The sequence below is a fragment of the Cytobacillus oceanisediminis genome (genome assembly GCF_004366035.1).
Lineage (GTDB): Bacteria > Bacillota > Bacilli > Bacillales > Cytobacillaceae > Cytobacillus > Cytobacillus oceanisediminis_C.
Genome location: NZ_SOEE01000001.1, coordinates 684,416 through 701,160, shown reverse-complemented (window position 1 = coordinate 701,160; position 16,745 = coordinate 684,416). Strand labels below are relative to the sequence as shown.

16 protein-coding genes and 1 riboswitch are annotated in these 16,745 nt (G+C 41.6%); of the genes, 15 read left to right on the top strand and 1 reads right to left on the bottom strand.

Annotated elements, in window-relative coordinates; translation table 11 throughout:
• The first annotated feature begins 105 nt into the window (after positions 1 to 105).
• The 3 genes from trxA (at position 106) to DFO72_RS03600 (ending at position 4,201) form a co-directional block, all read left to right on the top strand.
• Positions 106 to 420: a thioredoxin gene (trxA, locus tag DFO72_RS03610; protein ID WP_113882659.1), complete on the top strand. Its 315-nt coding sequence runs from the start codon at positions 106 to 108 to the stop codon at positions 418 to 420.
• 259 nt (positions 421 to 679) lie between these two features.
• Positions 680 to 2,473 carry an excinuclease ABC subunit UvrC gene (gene uvrC / locus DFO72_RS03605; RefSeq protein WP_113882660.1) on the top strand — a complete coding sequence of 598 codons (1,794 nt, stop codon included), beginning with the start codon at positions 680 to 682 and terminating at the stop codon, positions 2,471 to 2,473.
• 128 nt (positions 2,474 to 2,601) lie between these two features.
• Positions 2,602 to 2,781, top strand: a riboswitch (Lysine riboswitch).
• Positions 2,782 to 2,971: 190 nt separating this feature from the next.
• Positions 2,972 to 4,201 (top strand): aspartate kinase, encoded by a 1,230-nt coding sequence (locus DFO72_RS03600; RefSeq protein WP_113882661.1) that lies wholly within the window; start codon positions 2,972 to 2,974, stop codon positions 4,199 to 4,201.
• Between the two features lie 61 nt (positions 4,202 to 4,262).
• Here DFO72_RS03600 and DFO72_RS03595 read toward each other — a convergent pair whose 3' ends face one another.
• Entirely contained in the window at positions 4,263 to 4,715 is a 453-nt protein-coding gene (locus DFO72_RS03595; protein WP_113882662.1) for a YslB family protein, read from the bottom strand.
• Positions 4,716 to 5,064: 349 nt separating this feature from the next.
• Here DFO72_RS03595 and DFO72_RS03590 point away from each other — a divergent pair, with 349 nt between their 5' ends.
• The 12 genes from DFO72_RS03590 to DFO72_RS03535 all read left to right on the top strand — a co-directional run bounded on the left by DFO72_RS03590 (position 5,065) and on the right by DFO72_RS03535 (position 16,606).
• Complete coding sequence (locus DFO72_RS03590) at positions 5,065 to 5,673, top strand: succinate dehydrogenase cytochrome b558 subunit (protein ID WP_113882663.1); 609 nt, start codon at positions 5,065 to 5,067, stop codon at positions 5,671 to 5,673.
• A 139-nt stretch (positions 5,674 to 5,812) separates the two neighbouring features.
• The gene (gene sdhA / locus DFO72_RS03585) at positions 5,813 to 7,573 is read left to right on the top strand and encodes a succinate dehydrogenase flavoprotein subunit (protein WP_113882664.1); all 1,761 of its coding nucleotides are present in this window, start codon (positions 5,813 to 5,815) and stop codon (positions 7,571 to 7,573) included.
• 3 nt (positions 7,574 to 7,576) lie between these two features.
• Complete coding sequence (sdhB, locus tag DFO72_RS03580) at positions 7,577 to 8,344, top strand: succinate dehydrogenase iron-sulfur subunit (RefSeq protein ID WP_009333186.1); 768 nt, start codon at positions 7,577 to 7,579, stop codon at positions 8,342 to 8,344.
• A gap of 423 nt (positions 8,345 to 8,767) precedes the next feature.
• Positions 8,768 to 9,232: an acyl-CoA thioesterase gene (locus tag DFO72_RS03575; protein ID WP_113882665.1), complete on the top strand. Its 465-nt coding sequence runs from the start codon at positions 8,768 to 8,770 to the stop codon at positions 9,230 to 9,232.
• Positions 9,233 to 9,379: 147 nt separating this feature from the next.
• On the top strand, positions 9,380 to 9,604 hold the full coding sequence (locus DFO72_RS03570) for a helix-turn-helix domain-containing protein (protein WP_009333184.1): 225 nt from the start codon (positions 9,380 to 9,382) through the stop codon (positions 9,602 to 9,604).
• A gap of 160 nt (positions 9,605 to 9,764) precedes the next feature.
• Entirely contained in the window at positions 9,765 to 10,223 is a 459-nt protein-coding gene (locus DFO72_RS03565) for a MarR family winged helix-turn-helix transcriptional regulator (protein WP_009333183.1), read from the top strand.
• A 10-nt stretch (positions 10,224 to 10,233) separates the two neighbouring features.
• On the top strand, positions 10,234 to 11,028 hold the full coding sequence (gene racE / locus DFO72_RS03560; RefSeq protein WP_113882666.1) for a glutamate racemase: 795 nt from the start codon (positions 10,234 to 10,236) through the stop codon (positions 11,026 to 11,028).
• 122 nt (positions 11,029 to 11,150) lie between these two features.
• On the top strand, positions 11,151 to 13,292 hold the full coding sequence (gene recQ, locus DFO72_RS03555) for a DNA helicase RecQ (RefSeq protein WP_113882667.1): 2,142 nt from the start codon (positions 11,151 to 11,153) through the stop codon (positions 13,290 to 13,292).
• Between the two features lie 171 nt (positions 13,293 to 13,463).
• A complete protein-coding gene (locus DFO72_RS03550; protein ID WP_113882668.1) occupies positions 13,464 to 14,531 on the top strand; it encodes a GerMN domain-containing protein in 1,068 nt (355 codons plus the stop codon).
• A 176-nt stretch (positions 14,532 to 14,707) separates the two neighbouring features.
• A complete protein-coding gene (gene rph, locus DFO72_RS03545; RefSeq protein ID WP_113882669.1) occupies positions 14,708 to 15,478 on the top strand; it encodes a ribonuclease PH in 771 nt (256 codons plus the stop codon).
• A gap of 1 nt (position 15,479) precedes the next feature.
• Positions 15,480 to 16,091: an XTP/dITP diphosphatase gene (locus tag DFO72_RS03540; protein WP_113882670.1), complete on the top strand. Its 612-nt coding sequence runs from the start codon at positions 15,480 to 15,482 to the stop codon at positions 16,089 to 16,091.
• Positions 16,088 to 16,606: a metallophosphoesterase gene (locus DFO72_RS03535; RefSeq protein WP_113882671.1), complete on the top strand. Its 519-nt coding sequence runs from the start codon at positions 16,088 to 16,090 to the stop codon at positions 16,604 to 16,606. The genes DFO72_RS03540 and DFO72_RS03535 overlap by 4 nt, the downstream gene beginning before the upstream one ends.
• Positions 16,607 to 16,745 lie beyond the last annotated feature (139 nt).

Sequence of the window (16,745 nt, the reverse complement as noted above, 5' to 3'; positions counted from 1 at the left end):
TGCTCCAAATAGGGTAAATTACGATCGAGCAGATTGTTCGCAACATATAATAAACGATGATATACTGTCGTTAGTATTTGAGTTAAATTTTAGGAGGCATATCAAATGGCTATTACACACGCAACTGACCAAAACTTCACTGCTGAGACTGGTTCGGGATTAGTATTGGCAGATTTCTGGGCTCCTTGGTGCGGCCCTTGTAAAATGATCGCTCCTGTTTTAGAAGAGCTTGATTCTGAAATGGGCGATAAAGTGAAAATTGTAAAATTAGATGTTGATGAAAACCAGGAAACTGCTGGCAAGTTTGGCGTAATGAGCATTCCGACATTAATCGTTCTAAAAGACGGTGAAGTTGTAGATAAAGTGGTTGGTTTCCAGCCGAAAGAAGCTCTTGCTGAATTACTTTCAAAACACGCTTAATTTATAAGGAATTTTCCCGGTGTCCCAAGAGGACATCGGGATTTTTTTTGTCATATGTGTTTTGTTGTTATGCTGCAGGTTTCCAGGCTGATATAATAAGATGGTAATAATGTGCCATCTGCATTTTAGAGGCTAAATAATATTGGTTTGCTGCCAGCGCAAACTAGCTTTATTTCTAGCTTGCACCCCAAAATGAGCAGATCAAATAATGTATAAATAGAACTTCAGTAAAAAGTTTTAACCGGGGAGGTGAAGTGCCATGAATGATACGATAAAAAATAAACTGATGCTGCTTCCTGCCCAGCCGGGCTGTTATTTGATGAAAGACAGGCAGGGAACCATTATATACGTGGGGAAGGCAAAAATCCTGAAAAACCGTGTAAGATCCTATTTCACAGGCTCACATGACGGAAAAACATTAAGACTTGTTAATGAGATCGTAGATTTTGAGTACATTGTCACTTCTTCAGATATGGAAGCATTGATCCTTGAGATGAATCTGATCAAGAAATATGATCCGAAATATAATGTAATGCTGAAAGACGATAAAAGTTACCCTTTTATCAAATTGACGGCCGAACGCCATCCCCGTCTGATTACAACCAGAAAAGTAAAAAAGGACAGGGGAAAATACTTCGGACCTTATCCCAATGTGCAGGCTGCCAATGAAACAAAAAAGCTGCTCGACCGAATTTATCCTCTCCGCAAATGTTCAACTCTTCCGGACAGAGTTTGCCTTTATTATCATTTAGGCCAATGTCTTGCGCCATGCGTGAAGGCCGTAAGTGAAGACCAGTATAAGAAAATGACAGATGAGATTGCAAAATTCTTGAATGGCGGATACAAAGAGATTAAAAAAGACCTGACTGCAAAAATGACAGCAGCTGCAGAAGAATTGGACTTTGAAAGGGCGAAGGAGCTCAGGGATAAAATTGCCCATATCGATGCAACGATGGAAAAGCAAAAAATGACAATGACAGACTTTACAGACCGGGATGTATTTGGATATGCGGTTGATAAAGGATGGATGTGTGTTCAGGTATTTTTCATCAGACAGGGTAAACTCATTGAACGGGATGTATCAATGTTCCCTATTTATAATGAGCCGGAAGAAGAAATCTTAACTTTCCTCGGCCAGTTTTATATAAAAACAAACCACTTTAAACCGCGTGAAATATTGGCACCGGATTCGGTTGATGCTGTAATGGCAGAACAGCTTCTGGATGTTAAAGTGCTAAAACCGCAGCGCGGACAAAAAAAGGACCTGGTGAAGCTTGCTTATAAAAATGCAAAAATTGCTCTCCAGGAGAAGTTTTCTTTAATTGAGCGTGATGAAGAACGGACAATTAAGGCTGTAGAAAATCTGGGGGATCAGCTTGGAATCTATACTCCTCACCGGATAGAAGCATTTGATAATTCAAATATCCAGGGAACGGACCCTGTTTCAGCCATGATCGTCTTTATTGATGGCAAACCAGAGAAAAGAGAATACCGTAAATATAAAATTAAGTCCGTTAAAGGCCCTGATGACTATGAATCCATGAGAGAAGTGGTCCGGCGCAGATATACAAGGGTATTGAAAGAAGAGCTGCCGCTTCCGGATTTAATTATGATTGATGGGGGAAAAGGGCATGTTGAAGCTGTACGGGATGTGCTTGAAAATGAGCTCGGACTGGATATTCCGATTTCAGGCCTGGTGAAGGATGAAAAGCACAGGACTTCTCAGCTCTTATTTGGTAATCCTCTTCAAATTATTCCGCTTGCAAGGAACAGCCAGGAATTTTATCTGCTTCAGAGAATTCAGGACGAGGTGCATCGTTTTGCGATTACTTTTCATCGCCAGCTTCGTGGAAAAAGTGCCTTTCAATCTATTCTTGATGATATTCCCGGCATAGGAGAAAAACGAAAGAAACAGCTGCTGAAAGCATTTGGATCTGTAAAGAAAATGAAAGAAGCACCAATTGAGGAGTTTAGGAAAATAGGCATTCCTGAGAATGTTGCTGATGAATTGAAGTTGAGGCTTGAGGAACAAAGTGGAAATCCTAAGTCATAAATGGATATAGACAGAAAATTTCAGATATGTTATACTAATTCAAACTTTATATCAATATCACTTTATAGCGATAAAGCGTATGTTCATTTAGTTCAAACAAAGTTTCTGGACTGTGAACCGAATCGTTAAGTGAAGGTAGAGGTGCGAACTTCATCAGTAAAAGCTTGGAGAAGAATGAGCTTCCATGAAAAGCTTTGAAAGGGTACGTTCGCCGAAGTGGAGAAAATCTCATCATTTTTTCTGCTGGTTCTGCATTGAACAAATGCAGGATTGTCAGGACAATGCCGTCCTGGAGAGCTATCTCACTGTGTTTGCTCATTTTTATACTTTGGCTGCACAGCAATGGGATAGTAAACTATTCCATTGCTTTTTTTATTGCCCAAAAGGGTATTTTAAAGTTAAGGCCATTGTCAAATACAGCAGAGTGAACTGTCATGCTTCACTTACATAGGACGGCAAATCACAAAGTTACTAGTTCTTTAGAAAGAAGGGAAAGCTGTGGGAATCATTGTGCAGAAATTCGGGGGCACCTCCGTGGGGACTGTAGACAGAATTCAAAATGTTGCCAATCGGGTAATTGAAGAAAAAAATCGGGGAAATGATGTTGTTGTGGTTGTTTCGGCAATGGGCAAAACAACTGATCAGCTGGTTGGCATGGCCAGGGAAATCTCCCCCTCACCTGATAAAAGGGAAATGGACATGCTGCTAACAACCGGCGAACAGGTGACCATCTCTTTATTGGCGATGGCTTTAAATGCGAAAGGTCATCCCGCCGTCTCTTTTACAGGGGGGCAGGCAGGTATTAAAACAGAAGCAGTCCATGGCAATGCGAGGATAGTGAATATTGATCAGGGCACCATTCAGGGTGAATTAAACAAGGGGAAAATTGTGATTGTGGCAGGCTTCCAGGGGATGACTGAAGATGGTTCCATCACCACACTTGGACGAGGCGGTTCTGATACAACGGCTGTTGCACTGGCTGCAGCACTTAAAGCTGATAAATGTGATATTTATACTGATGTTACCGGGGTATTTACATCAGATCCCCGCTATATAAAGAATGCCAGAAAATTGTATTCAGTATCTTATGATGAAATGCTTGAACTGGCCAATTTGGGGGCAGGTGTGCTCCATCCAAGAGCAGTCGAATTTGCTAAAAATTATGGACTTCCCCTTGAAGTGCGTTCAAGCCTTGAGAAGGAAGCCGGAACAATCATTGAGGAGGAAGTAAAAATGGAACAAAACTTAGTCGTGCGCGGTGTGGCTTTTGAGGATGATATAACAAGGGTGACGATTCTTGGCCTTCCTAATTCACTGACTGGATTGTCTACTATTTTCTCGGCGCTTGCCAAAAATCGCATTAACGTTGATATCATTATCCAGAGCATGACAGAGGCTCAGACGACAAACCTTTCATTTTCAATAAAGAATGAAGATCTCACAGATACAGTAAAAGTGCTGGAAAAGCATAGAGAACAATTAAATTATGACAGAATTGAGTGGGAATCCGGCCTTGCTAAAGTTTCGATTGTTGGCTCAGGCATGATTTCCAATCCGGGTGTGGCTGCAGAAATGTTCGAAGTACTTTCCGCGAATGAAATAACGGTGAAAATGGTAAGCACATCAGAAATTAAAGTATCGGCGGTTGTTGAAAACAGCAAAATGATTGATGCAGTTGATGCTTTACATGATGCATTCAAGCTGTCGGTTTCTCCGGTTAAGGCTTAATTCCAGGAATATCAAACAATAAGCTATCAAAATTGATAGCTTATTGTTTGTACATATGATATTACTCAGCAGGATCCTTTTTGTCCCACTTCACTGTAATAAGGATTTTGCCAGTTTTTTTGCGGGGATGTTCGAATGCCTCACAAATGACTTCTTTTTGAAGTTCAATCTGCTGGGCTATAAATCCGGCTTCAAGCTGAAAGGAGCAGTTATGGTTCTTTTTGCAGCGTTCTGCAATCAGCTGGCTTGATAATTCCATTTCAATTTCATGTTTCGATTCGTTTGCGATGGAAAGATTTCCCCAGCCGGCATTTATAAAAAACTCGGCAATCTGGCCGGCTGTTTCCAGAGGATACATGCGTGCGATCCTTTTGCCGGCCCAATATAAAATTTCCGGTGCTTCATTTCCCAAAAGGTCATGCAGCAGCACTTCCCGGATTAGTTCATAGCCAAAAACCGGAACTGACTGTATGTGATTTTCATTAGTGGATTTCGCAGATGCTAATTCGCTCAATAGTCTCCCCTCTTTCTATGATTCTATTATATACAATATGCTGAGGGAGTTAATATCAATTCGGGAAAAAATAGAACGATTTGCATAGAAATAATTACTATTTCAGTATACTGGAGAGCAGCAACTAGGTCAGATTGAACCACAGAATAATATATGTTTTTTAGCCGTAAATATTTTTTAAAAATTTTATTAATATGGAACATTTTATGTATCCGTTTTCTTGACGCTCTATTATCTTGGGAGTAAAATGGACATGTCACATAATTGTAAGAAAATGAATAACATTTTCGAGATGATGTCCTGAGCGGGGGCTCAGCATCATTTTTTTAAAATCAGGGGGGGAAAGTTTATGGCAGGTAATCGTGAGTTTTTTAATCGCAGATTGCATTCATTACTTGGGGTTATACCGGTTGGTTTGTTTTTGGTGCAGCACCTTGTAGTGAACCATTTTGCAACAGGGGGAGAGGAATCTTTTAATAATGCAGCGCATTTCATGGAAAGTCTTCCATTCAGAATATTCCTTGAAACGTTTGTAATCTATCTACCTTTGCTGTTCCATGCAATCTATGGACTTTATATTGCTTTTACTGCAAAAAATAACGCAAGCAGATATGGATACTTCCGCAACTGGATGTTTATGCTGCAGCGTGTTTCAGGTGTCATTACACTGGTTTTTGTTGCATGGCATGTTTGGGAAACACGTGTACAGGCTGCATTTGGAGCAGAAGTTAACTTTCAGATGATGGAGAACATCCTATCTAATCCATTTATGTTCTGGTTCTATATTATTGGAGTCATTTCTGCGATTTTCCACTTTGCTAATGGGCTTTGGTCATTCCTTGTCAGCTGGGGAATTACAGTATCTCCTCGTTCACAGGTTATTTCCACTTATGTAACGATCGGAATTTTCATTGCATTATCTATTGTTGGTGTACGTGCTCTTACAGCATTTATTTAAAGCCAATAAAAGACTATTAGACTTCGGGTTTATAACGTGCCAATAATATTGCAGCTTTGAGAGCGGTCTGGCTTTAAGCGCGATAGGCAGGCGCTCTGCGCTTTTCAAAGTTGTATTAGTAATTAGGGAGTGAGTCACTATGGGTAAAGGAAAGGTTATAGTTGTCGGCGGCGGTTTAGCCGGTTTAATGGCGACAATTAAAGTTGCAGAATCCGGGACTCCGGTTGAATTATTTTCTTTAGTGCCGGTTAAACGTTCTCACTCTGTTTGTGCCCAGGGCGGCATCAACGGAGCGGTAAATACAAAAGGGGAAGGCGATTCTCCTTGGATTCATTTTGACGATACAATTTATGGCGGAGACTTCCTGGCAAACCAGCCGCCTGTTAAAGCGATGGCAGAGGCTGCACCAGGAATTATTCACTTATTTGATCGTATGGGTGTTATGTTCAACCGTACACCTGAAGGGCTGCTTGACTTCCGCCGCTTTGGTGGAACACAGCATCACCGTACAGCATTCGCTGGTGCTACAACAGGTCAGCAGCTTCTTTACGCGATGGACGAGCAGGTCCGCCGCCATGAAGTTGCAGGATTAGTAACAAAGTACGAAGGCTGGGAATTCTTAGGGGTAGTAATCGACGATGATGGAGCTTGTAAGGGTGTCGTTGCCCAGAATCTGACTTCTATGGAGATTAAGTCTTTTGCTGCTGACGCCGTTATTATGGCATCCGGCGGACCGGGAATTATCTTCGGTAAATCCACTAACTCTGTTATTAACACAGGCTCAGCTGCCTCGATTGTTTATCAGCAGGGTGCTTATTATGCAAATGGAGAATTTATTCAAATTCACCCAACCGCTATTCCTGGAGACGATAAGCTTCGCCTAATGAGTGAATCTGCACGTGGTGAAGGCGGACGAGTTTGGACATATAAAGATGGAAAACCATGGTATTTCCTTGAGGAGAAATATCCTGCTTATGGAAACCTGGTGCCTCGTGATATTGCAACCCGTGAAATTTTTGACGTGTGTGTTAACCAGAAGCTTGGCATTAATGGGGAAAACATGGTCTATCTTGATCTTTCCCATAAAGATCCTAAAGAGCTTGATATTAAGCTTGGCGGAATTATTGAAATCTATGAAAAATTCCAGGGTGAAGACCCTCGTAAAGTGCCAATGAAAATCTTCCCTGCTGTCCACTATTCAATGGGCGGACTATGGGTTGACTATGATCAGATGACGAATATTCCTGGCTTATTTGCTGCAGGTGAATGTGATTATTCACAGCACGGTGCCAACCGTTTGGGTGCTAACTCCCTTCTATCAGCCATTTACGGCGGTATGGTAGCAGGTCCGAATGCTGTCAAATATATCAGCGGCCTTGATAAGAGTGCTGAAGATCTGCCATCATCATTATTTGACCGCCACGTAAAACAGGAAGAAGAAAAATGGAATAATATCATGTCTCTTGATGGCACAGAGAATGCATATGTCCTTCATAAAGAGCTTGGTGAATGGATGACAGACAATGTTACGGTTGTCCGCCACAATGACAGGCTTTTGAAAACAGATGAAAAAATTGTTGAACTTATGGAGCGCTATAAAAACATCAATATTAATGACACTGCGAAATGGAGCAATCAGGGTGCCAGCTTTACGCGCCAATTGCAGAATATGCTTCAATTGGCTCGTGTTATTACTATTGGTGCCTACAACCGTAATGAAAGCCGCGGTGCACACTATAAGCCGGATTTCCCGGAGCGTAACGATGAGGAATTCATGAAAACAACAATGGCGAAGTTTGTCGATGCAAATTCCGCTCCTGCATTCCATTACGATGACATTGATGTAAGCTTAATAAAACCGCGTAAGCGAGACTATTCCAAAAAGAAAGGGGAGAATTAATCCATGCAAGAAACAAAAACAAAAACAGTCCGTTTTGTAATCAGCCGCCAGGATACTCCTGATTCAGCCCCTTATCAGGAAGAGTTTGAAATAGATTACCGTCCAAATATGAATGTTATTTCTGCCCTTATGGAGATTCGCCGTAATCCGGTCAACGTGAAGGGTGAACATACTACTCCAATCGCATGGGATATGAACTGCCTGGAAGAAGTCTGCGGTGCATGTTCAATGATTATTAATGGAAAGCCCCGCCAGTCCTGCACGGCACTTGTAGATCAGCTGGAACAGCCGATTCGTCTTGAGCCGATGCGCACGTTCCCTGTAGTCCGTGACCTGCAGGTCGACAGAAGCCGTATGTTCGACTCCCTGAAAAAGGTTAAAGCGTGGATCCCGATCGATGGTACTTATGATTTGGGACCTGGACCGCGTATGCCTGAGAGAAAGCGCCAATGGGCATATGAATTATCAAAGTGCATGACATGCGGTGTTTGTCTGGAAGCATGCCCGAATGTAAACAGCAAATCTGACTTTATTGGGCCAGCTCCTTTATCACAGGTTCGTTTGTTCAATGCTCACCCAACTGGTGAAATGAATAAAGCAGAACGCCTGGAGCAAATCATGGGTGATGGCGGACTAGCCAACTGCGGAAACTCTCAAAACTGTGTACAGTCCTGTCCGAAAGGCATTCCTTTAACAACATCCATTGCGGCACTTAACCGCGATACAACATTCCAGTCTTTCAAAAACTTCTTTGGAAGCGACCAGATCTAAAAATCTTAAAACCCCTTTCCTTTTTGGAGAGGGGTTTTTTAGGCTATATTCGTATAATTTGTTTCTTTGAGCAGCTAATTAAATTTAACCACTGAGTTGATTGGAGTGGAAGGCGCGAGATCCTCGAAAATGCATTCGTATTTTCTTCATGCGGTGTGGATTCAAGGAAGTTTATTCGACGTTCTGCGGGAGTAGAGTACCAAGGGAGACTCCGCGGATGCTAAGCGACGAGGAGCGTCGGCAGCCCCGTGGGAAAGCTCGAGTGCCTGCAGCGGAAATCAACGGGCAGAATGAATTTTTCATAATTTGAGTAGAGGCATTATATTTTAACACATGCGGAATGGTTTTCAAATAATTCAAAAAACACTATAATGGAATACAACAGAGTGAGCGCTCATTCATAAATAGCCGGGAGGAACCAACATGAAAAAATTGAGCTATATTGACGATTTTAAAAAATGGGAAGCAGAATTTATTTTCTTCCATCCAGTAAAAGTCAGATTTTCTGAAACAGATATGTTTGGACATTTGAACAATACCGTTCCATTTACATATTATGAAGAAGCACGGATAGAATTCTTCAAAAGCAAAGGCTTTATGCAGGACTGGGTAAAACATGATAATGAAACCATACCAGTCGTAGCAGACCTCCAATGCGATTTTATCTGCCAGGTTTTCTTTGATGAAGAGATACAAATTTATGTAAAAGCTGCTTCGATAGGTAATTCTTCTGTTGATCTTCATTATATGGGCAAGAAATCAGACGGTTCAGTTTGCTTCACCGGCAGGGGCACGATGGTGCAGATATCAAAGGTGACAGGCAAGGGTGTGCCTTGGACCGCAGAGATGAAAGAAATGCTGAAAAGCGGGGTTAAAGTACGAGCCTAGCGGCACAAATGGCACATTTTTGAAAATAACTTTCTCCTTTCACTAAATATAGTCACTTCGGCTGTTTTGCTGACATATGATATGGTGACTAAATATATACCCATCCCGCGGTTCATAGCTGGCGAAAGGCAAGGAGGGTTACAATACTTGAAGGAGAATGAATATACTCACAAGCCGTTACTCACCAAACGAGAAAGAGAAGTATTCGAATTGTTAGTACAAGATAAAACAACAAGGGAAATCGCTGGTGAATTGTTTATAAGTGAAAAAACGGTTCGGAACCACATTTCCAATGCCATGCAAAAGCTTGGTGTAAAGGGGCGATCACAAGCTGTTGTAGAGCTCCTTCGAATGGGAGAGCTAGAACTTTAATTTAGACCGGCTATCCTTCTGGGAAGCCGGTTATCACATTTATAAAGGGATTTTTTCATTATTTGGTTTTATTTCTATCTTGAAATTTATACGGAAAAAGGTGAAAATAAATGCACAAGGGCAGAAAACGTCGTAAAAGCTTAAATGGGAGTGTTTAAGAATGAAGCTTGAAGATCCTAAAACAAATGAAATAAATGATGTTGTAGCTGAAATTGAGAAAGACTTAAGATACATATCCGGCATTATCAAGCAGAAGGGAAGGGAAATTCTAAGTGATTTCACCATTACCCCTCCTCAGTTTGTTGCATTGCAATGGCTTTTTGAAGAAGGCGATATGACCATCGGTGAACTATCAAACAAAATGTATCTTGCATGCAGCACGACAACAGATCTTGTTGACCGAATGGAGAAAAACACCCTTGTGAAGAGGGTTAAAGACCCAAATGACCGAAGAGTGGTCAGGATCCACCTGCTTGAAGAGGGAGAACGGATTATTGAAGAAGTTATAAAAAAACGCCAGGATTATCTAAAAGAAGTTCTGAAAAATTCATCACATAATGAGGTCTTGTTCTTAAAAGATAACTTAATGAAATTACACCATGATATGCGAGGAGAATGAGGCGGTACTTGTGAAACAACCTATAGGAATTATTGACTCCGGAGTCGGAGGCTTAACAGTCGCAAAAGAAATCATGCGGCAGCTGCCAAATGAAGATATTGTTTACCTTGGAGATACAGCCCGATGCCCCTATGGCCCCCGGCCTGGTGACGAGGTAAAATCTTTTACCTGGCAAATGACGAAATACTTGCTTGACAGAAATATTAAAATGCTGATCATTGCCTGTAATACTGCTACTGCTGTAGCCCTTGAAGAAATACGCAGGGAACTCACGATACCGGTTATCGGTGTCATTTTCCCTGGGGCCAGAACAGCTATAAAAGTAACAAAAAATCATAAAATTGGTGTCATTGGCACAGAAGGCACAGTCAAAAGCAAGGCATATGAAAATGCGCTGATTCAGTTAAACAGGAAATCTGATGTGCATAGTCTGGCATGCCCTAAATTCGTTCCTCTTGTAGAGAGCGGTGAGTATGAAGGATCTGTTGCCAAAAAAATCGTGGCTGAGACTCTTCAGCCTATTAAAGGCAAAGGAATGGATACACTTATTCTCGGATGTACCCATTATCCTTTATTAGAACCAATTATAAAAAATGTAATGGGAAAAGACGTAAATGTCATCAGTTCCGGTGAAGAAACAGCAAGGGAAGCAAGTACCATTCTGCATCACTATGGAATGCTAAAAGCTGCTGCAGAGAACCCTGAATATAAATTTTGCACAACGGGCTCAACAGCCATTTTTTCTAAAATTGCTTCAAAGTGGCTGGGGTTTCCTGTAAATACCGTAGAAAAAATATCGCTTTAATAAATGCAGACATCTTCTGAACTTTTTCAGAAGGTGTTTTTTTCTTTTAGGATTACATTTTAAAAAAGCTTTGGTATCATGAGAATGAAAGACAAAATATATTAGTTGAGTTGGTGATCAATTTGCTGGCACAAGCCGAAAACTATCTTAAAAAATATTTTGGATATACCTCTTTCCGCCCTGGTCAACAGGAGATTATTCAAAATATCCTTTCTCAAACCAATACTCTTGGCATTCTCCCAACTGGAGGCGGAAAGTCAATCTGCTTCCAAATACCCGCTCTTGTACTCCCCGGAACGGCCATTGTAATTTCTCCATTAATTTCCCTGATGAAAGATCAAGTAGATGCTCTTAGCCTTGCAGGCATCCCGGCTGCTTTTATCAACAGCACGCTGTCTTCTGCCGAATATCAGCATGTTGTGGCCGGAATACGCAATGGTGTATATAAGCTCGTATATGTGGCCCCGGAACGATTTGGTTCCAAGGCCTTTTTGGAATTATTAAATGGTATTTCAATTAGTGCTATCGTCTTTGATGAGGCGCACTGCATCTCTCAATGGGGCCATGATTTCAGACCAAGTTATCGTTCTGTTGTCGCAGAGCTTAACAGCTTGAACCAGAAACCTGTAATCGCTGCTTTGACAGCAACAGCAACCCGTGACGTCGCAGATGATATTCGCAGGCTTTTAAATATCGGAGAGGAATATACGTTCATTACCGGTTTTGCAAGAGAGAATTTATCTTTCCACGTTTTGAAAGGTGTTAACAAAAGAGACTTTTTATTGCAGACCATCAAGAAACATAAAAACGAAGCGGGAATTATATATACTTCAAGCCGCAAGGAAACGGACCAGCTGTACCAATTTTTAAAAAGCAAGGACTGCTCACCTGCCAAGTATCATGCAGGCTTAAAGGAAGAAGAACGAAAAGAAGCACAGGATGCCTTTGTATACGATGAATCAGACATTATGATCGCCACGAATGCTTTTGGAATGGGGATTGATAAATCCAATGTCAGATATGTCATCCACTATAATCTTCCGCGGAATATTGAAGCCTATTATCAGGAAGCGGGAAGGGCTGGCAGAGATGGCGTGGATAGCACATGCTACCTGCTGTTTGCCCCTCAGGATATCCAGCTGCAGAAGTTTTTGATAGATGAAAGCAGCCTGAATCAACAAAAAATGGAGCAGGAATACAGCAAGCTTAAGGATATGGTTAATTACTGCCATACAGAAAAATGCCTCCAGTCCTATATCATTGAATATTTTGATGAGAATGCTGATCCCCTTCGATGCGGCAAATGCAGCAGCTGTCTGGATGAACGGACAAGCATGGATATTACTCAGGAAGCTTTAATGATTTTCTCATGCATTAAGCGGATGGGAGAAAGATTTGGCATTACTTTGACAACCCAGGTTTTGAAAGGCTCCAATAACAAGAGAATCCGCGAAATGAACTTTAATAAACTTTCAACATTTGGCTTGCTGAAAAACCGCAAAGAAAAAGAGATTGCTGATATGATAAACTATCTGCTGGCTGAGGATTATCTGGTTTTAACAGATGGAAAATATCCGACAGTAAGGCTGTCTGCCAGTGTGGTTCCTGTGTTGAAGGGGCAGAAAAAGTTATTTATGAAAATAAGTGAGCCGGTGCCTGTTCAGGAGACAGAGGAAAACAATGAGCTGTTCGAGATGCTGAGAAAACTCAGGAAAAAGATTGCAGATGAGGAAAATGTCCCTCCTTTCGTAGTATTTACTGATGCATCATTAAAAGACATGAGCCGCTATTTTCCCGTCAGCAAGGACATGATGTTAAATATTAAAGGTGTAGGGCAAATGAAGTTTGAAAAGTATGGGAAAGACTTTATCCAGGCTATCAGAGAATATGCCGAAGTGCATGATATTTCGCCCAAGCATGCTGCAGAAGCACCTTCAAAAACAGAGGAACCAATAGATGATCGCCCAAGCTATCAGATTTCCTTTGACTATTACAAGGATGGGGACTCAATAAAAGAAATAGCCAAAAAGCGAAATTTCTCACCGATAACAATTCAAGAGCATATATTTCGCTCTATCAGAGAAGGCAATGTAATTGACTGGTCAGATATTTTCAATGAAACGGAAGAAAAGCTGGTTTTAGAGGCTGCTGAAAAAGCTGGAAGAGACAAACTTAAACCAATCAAAGAAGAACTTCCGGAAGAAATAGATTATTTTAAAATCAAAGCCGTCCTGGTAAAAGATGAACTGCTGAAACAAATATGACAGAGAAGCTCCTTATGGGGCTTCTTTTTTTAATGGATGCCATTTTACACCTCTCTTTCGGTTGTGTCCAAATTTGTCAAAAATCTATTAACACTTTTATCCCAAAAGCCGGTCTAAATTTCAGATAGGCTCGTATACATGTAGTACAAACTGTCTCAGGGGGGATTATGTATGTCTATAAATAAAAAAACGTCAATAGTGTCAGCTGTGCTGGTATCATCTGTTCTATTATCAGGCTGCGGATTGTTTGGAAGCCAGGGGAAGGAAAAAGTCGATCCGCCAAAAGCAGTATCTTATACTGATGAAGGCGAGAGTGTTGCCGAAGAAACAGCTGGAAAAGAAACAGCCGAAAATGAAGAGGGGGTTACGGCAAATCTTAAAACAGAGCTTTACTTGATTGATAAGAACGGGTATGTCGTTCCCCAGACTATTGACCTGCCAAAAACTAATTCAGTTGCAACACAGGCGTTAGAGTACCTGGTAGAAAACGGACCCGTTACAGAGCTTCTTCCTAATGATTTCCGTGCAGTCCTTCCGGCTGATACAAAAGTTTCTGTAAATATTAAAGATAAAGTTGCAACCGTCGATTTTTCAAAAGAATTTAAGGAATATGCTAAGGAAGATGAAAAGAATATTCTCCAATCAATTACTTGGACACTTACACAATTTGATTCCATTGATAAAGTTAAGCTGACATTAAACGGACATGAATTAAAGGAGATGCCTGTGAATGGCACTCCGGTCAGTTCGGCGTTGAGCAGAGCCAATGGAATAAACATGGATACAACGGAAGTAGTGGATATCACGAATACGAAGCCGATTACCGTTTATTATCTGGGCGGGGATGAAGAAAACTATTATTACGTGCCTGTCACCAAGCGTGTCAGCAATGATATCGACAATAAAGTTGAAGCGGTTGTATCCGAACTGATAAAAGGGCCGAACTATGCTTCCAATCTGGTGACAGACTTCCTTCCGGATGTAGAGCTGCTTGACGCTCCAAAAGTTGAAGAAGGAAAAGTCACATTAAACTTCAATGAGAATGTTTTCAGCAGCTTCGAAGAGAAAATGATTTCCAAGCACTTGCTGAATGCACTTGTCCTTTCACTGACAGAACAAAAGGGCATCGAAAGCGTGGCTGTCACAGTCGATGGCAAAGCAGAGATTGTCAATGAGGATGGCCAAAAACTATCTGAGCCTGTAACCCGCCCTGAAAATGTGAATACAGGAAGTTTTTAATAGTGCAGATTTTGTTATACTATATAGTAACAGGAAAAAGAGGTTGGCATTTAATGCCGCCTCTTCTTTGTTGGTAAAATGAAGGCATGCCAATGTACCTGGACAAAAACATACTTAGGGCGATGCCCTGGCTAAATAATTTTTTTAACATAAGCAAAAGAAGGGGGAATCAGCTTATGCGTGCAGATGGACGTGAACCGAAGCAGCTTAGGCCTATACATATTGAAACAGATTACTTAAAGCATCCTGAGGGCTCTGTCCTTATAACTGTGGGAGACACGAAGGTGATTTGCACAGCAAGTATCGATGAGAGGGTCCCTCCTTTTATGAGGGGACAGGGGAAAGGCTGGATAACAGCTGAATATTCCATGCTTCCAAGAGCAACCGAACAGAGAAATATCAGGGAATCTGCAAAAGGGAAAATCTCAGGGAGAACAATGGAAATCCAGCGTCTGATCGGCCGTGCTCTCCGTGCAGTGGTGGATCTTGAAGCACTTGGCGAAAGAACGGTTTGGCTTGATTGCGACGTAATCCAGGCGGATGGAGGGACCCGGACAGCATCCATTACAGGAGCCTTTGTCGCTATGTCACAGGCGATGGATAAACTTTACAGCAGCAAGAAGCTTACTCACTACCCAATCAATGATTTTCTTGCTGCCACAAGCGTGGGAATTCTTAAAAACAAGCAGACTGCAGTGGATTTGAATTATATTGAAGACTCCTCAGCGGAAGTAGATATGAATATCGTTATGACTGGCAGCGGTGAGTTTGTGGAGCTTCAGGGAACGGGTGAAGAAGCGACTTTTTCTTATACCCAGCTGCAGGAAATGCTGGGTGCTGCACAGGAAGGCATATCAGAGCTGTTTGAGTTTCAAAAGGCTGCGCTTGGAGTGAATATCACAGAAAGCATTCAAAGCAAAAGAGAAAAGCTGGAGGGGAGGTCATAGCATGCAGGAAGTGATTATCGCAACCAAAAATGCAGGCAAAGCCAGAGAGTTTGAACGGATGTTCAAACCTCTTGGGTATGAAGTTAAAACGCTGCTGGATTATCCTGATTTTCACGATGTAGAGGAAACAGGAAGCACGTTTGAAGAGAATGCCATTCTGAAAGCGGAAGCCGTTTCTGAAGCTTTTGGGAGAATGGTAATTGCCGATGATTCTGGATTGATCATTGATGCTCTAGGTGGAAAGCCAGGCATCTATTCCGCCCGCTATGCAGGAGAAGAAAAAAACGACCAGAAAAACATGGAAAAGGTTCTCGATGAGCTCGAAAGCACTCCGGATCATCAGCGGCAGGCGCGGTTCTATTGCGCTCTTGCAATCGCTGCACCCGGAAAAACTACTGTAACAGTTGCAGGGACTTGTGAAGGCCATATCTTAAGAGAAAAGAGAGGGACTAATGGATTCGGCTATGATCCTATTTTCTTTGCGGAAGAAAAAGATAAAGCAATGGCTGAATTAATGCCGGAGGAAAAAAGCCAGATCAGTCATAGGGCGAATGCTCTCAAACAGCTGGAGGAGCTGCTTCCTTCTTTCGTGGCCGGAGCTGAGTACTCATGAAGGTTCTGATAGTCAGTGATAGCCATGGGTTAACCTCTGAACTCAGCCAAATCCGCGAAATGCATCCTGATATGGATCTGATGATTCATTGCGGAGATTCTGAGCTTCAGGCAGATCATGAATCATTAAGAGGCTACGCTGCTGTAAGAGGAAATTGTGACTTTGAGGCAGCATTCCCGGAGGATAGAATAGAAGAAGCTGGAGAACTCCGCTTTTTTGTCACACACGGCCACAGATATTCCGTTAAGTCTACCTTAATGAATCTTTCATACAAGGCACGTGAAATGGAAGCAGATATCGTATGTTTTGGCCATTCACATGGTCTGGGAGCTGAAATGTCTAATGGGATATTATTTATTAACCCTGGGAGCATACGGCTGCCGAGAGGAAGAAAGGAAAAAACATATGTCATACTGGAAGCCAGGGGAAAGATTGTTACACTGGATGTGTATGACTTATCTAATGGGAAAATTCCTGAACTGACACAAAATTTTTCCCTGGTAAAAAGCGATTAATTTGAATATAATAACTGAGGGAAGCCAGTCTTCCCTCAATAATAAAAAAATATCTTACAAAGTGTTGACTTCTTAACATTTGTCTAATATAATAAATCTTGTCGTTGAGTTAATTAATTCTCAATCAAGAAATAATATT

Bases quoted from the DNA above. Each gene is read 5' to 3' on its own strand.
- DFO72_RS03590 (WP_113882663.1), top strand. From the start codon at position 5,065: ATGGCAGGTAATCGTGAGTTTTTTAATCGCAGATTGCATTCATTACTT.
- rph (WP_113882669.1), top strand. From the start codon at position 14,708: ATGCGTGCAGATGGACGTGAACCGAAGCAGCTTAGGCCTATACATATT.
- sdhA (WP_113882664.1), top strand. From the start codon at position 5,813: ATGGGTAAAGGAAAGGTTATAGTTGTCGGCGGCGGTTTAGCCGGTTTA.
- DFO72_RS03565 (WP_009333183.1), top strand. From the start codon at position 9,765: ATGAAGCTTGAAGATCCTAAAACAAATGAAATAAATGATGTTGTAGCT.
- DFO72_RS03550 (WP_113882668.1), top strand. From the start codon at position 13,464: ATGTCTATAAATAAAAAAACGTCAATAGTGTCAGCTGTGCTGGTATCA.
- uvrC (WP_113882660.1), top strand. From the start codon at position 680: ATGAATGATACGATAAAAAATAAACTGATGCTGCTTCCTGCCCAGCCG.
- trxA (WP_113882659.1), top strand. From the start codon at position 106: ATGGCTATTACACACGCAACTGACCAAAACTTCACTGCTGAGACTGGT.
- DFO72_RS03535 (WP_113882671.1), top strand. From the start codon at position 16,088: ATGAAGGTTCTGATAGTCAGTGATAGCCATGGGTTAACCTCTGAACTC.
- DFO72_RS03540 (WP_113882670.1), top strand. From the start codon at position 15,480: ATGCAGGAAGTGATTATCGCAACCAAAAATGCAGGCAAAGCCAGAGAG.
- sdhB (WP_009333186.1), top strand. From the start codon at position 7,577: ATGCAAGAAACAAAAACAAAAACAGTCCGTTTTGTAATCAGCCGCCAG.
- DFO72_RS03575 (WP_113882665.1), top strand. From the start codon at position 8,768: ATGAAAAAATTGAGCTATATTGACGATTTTAAAAAATGGGAAGCAGAA.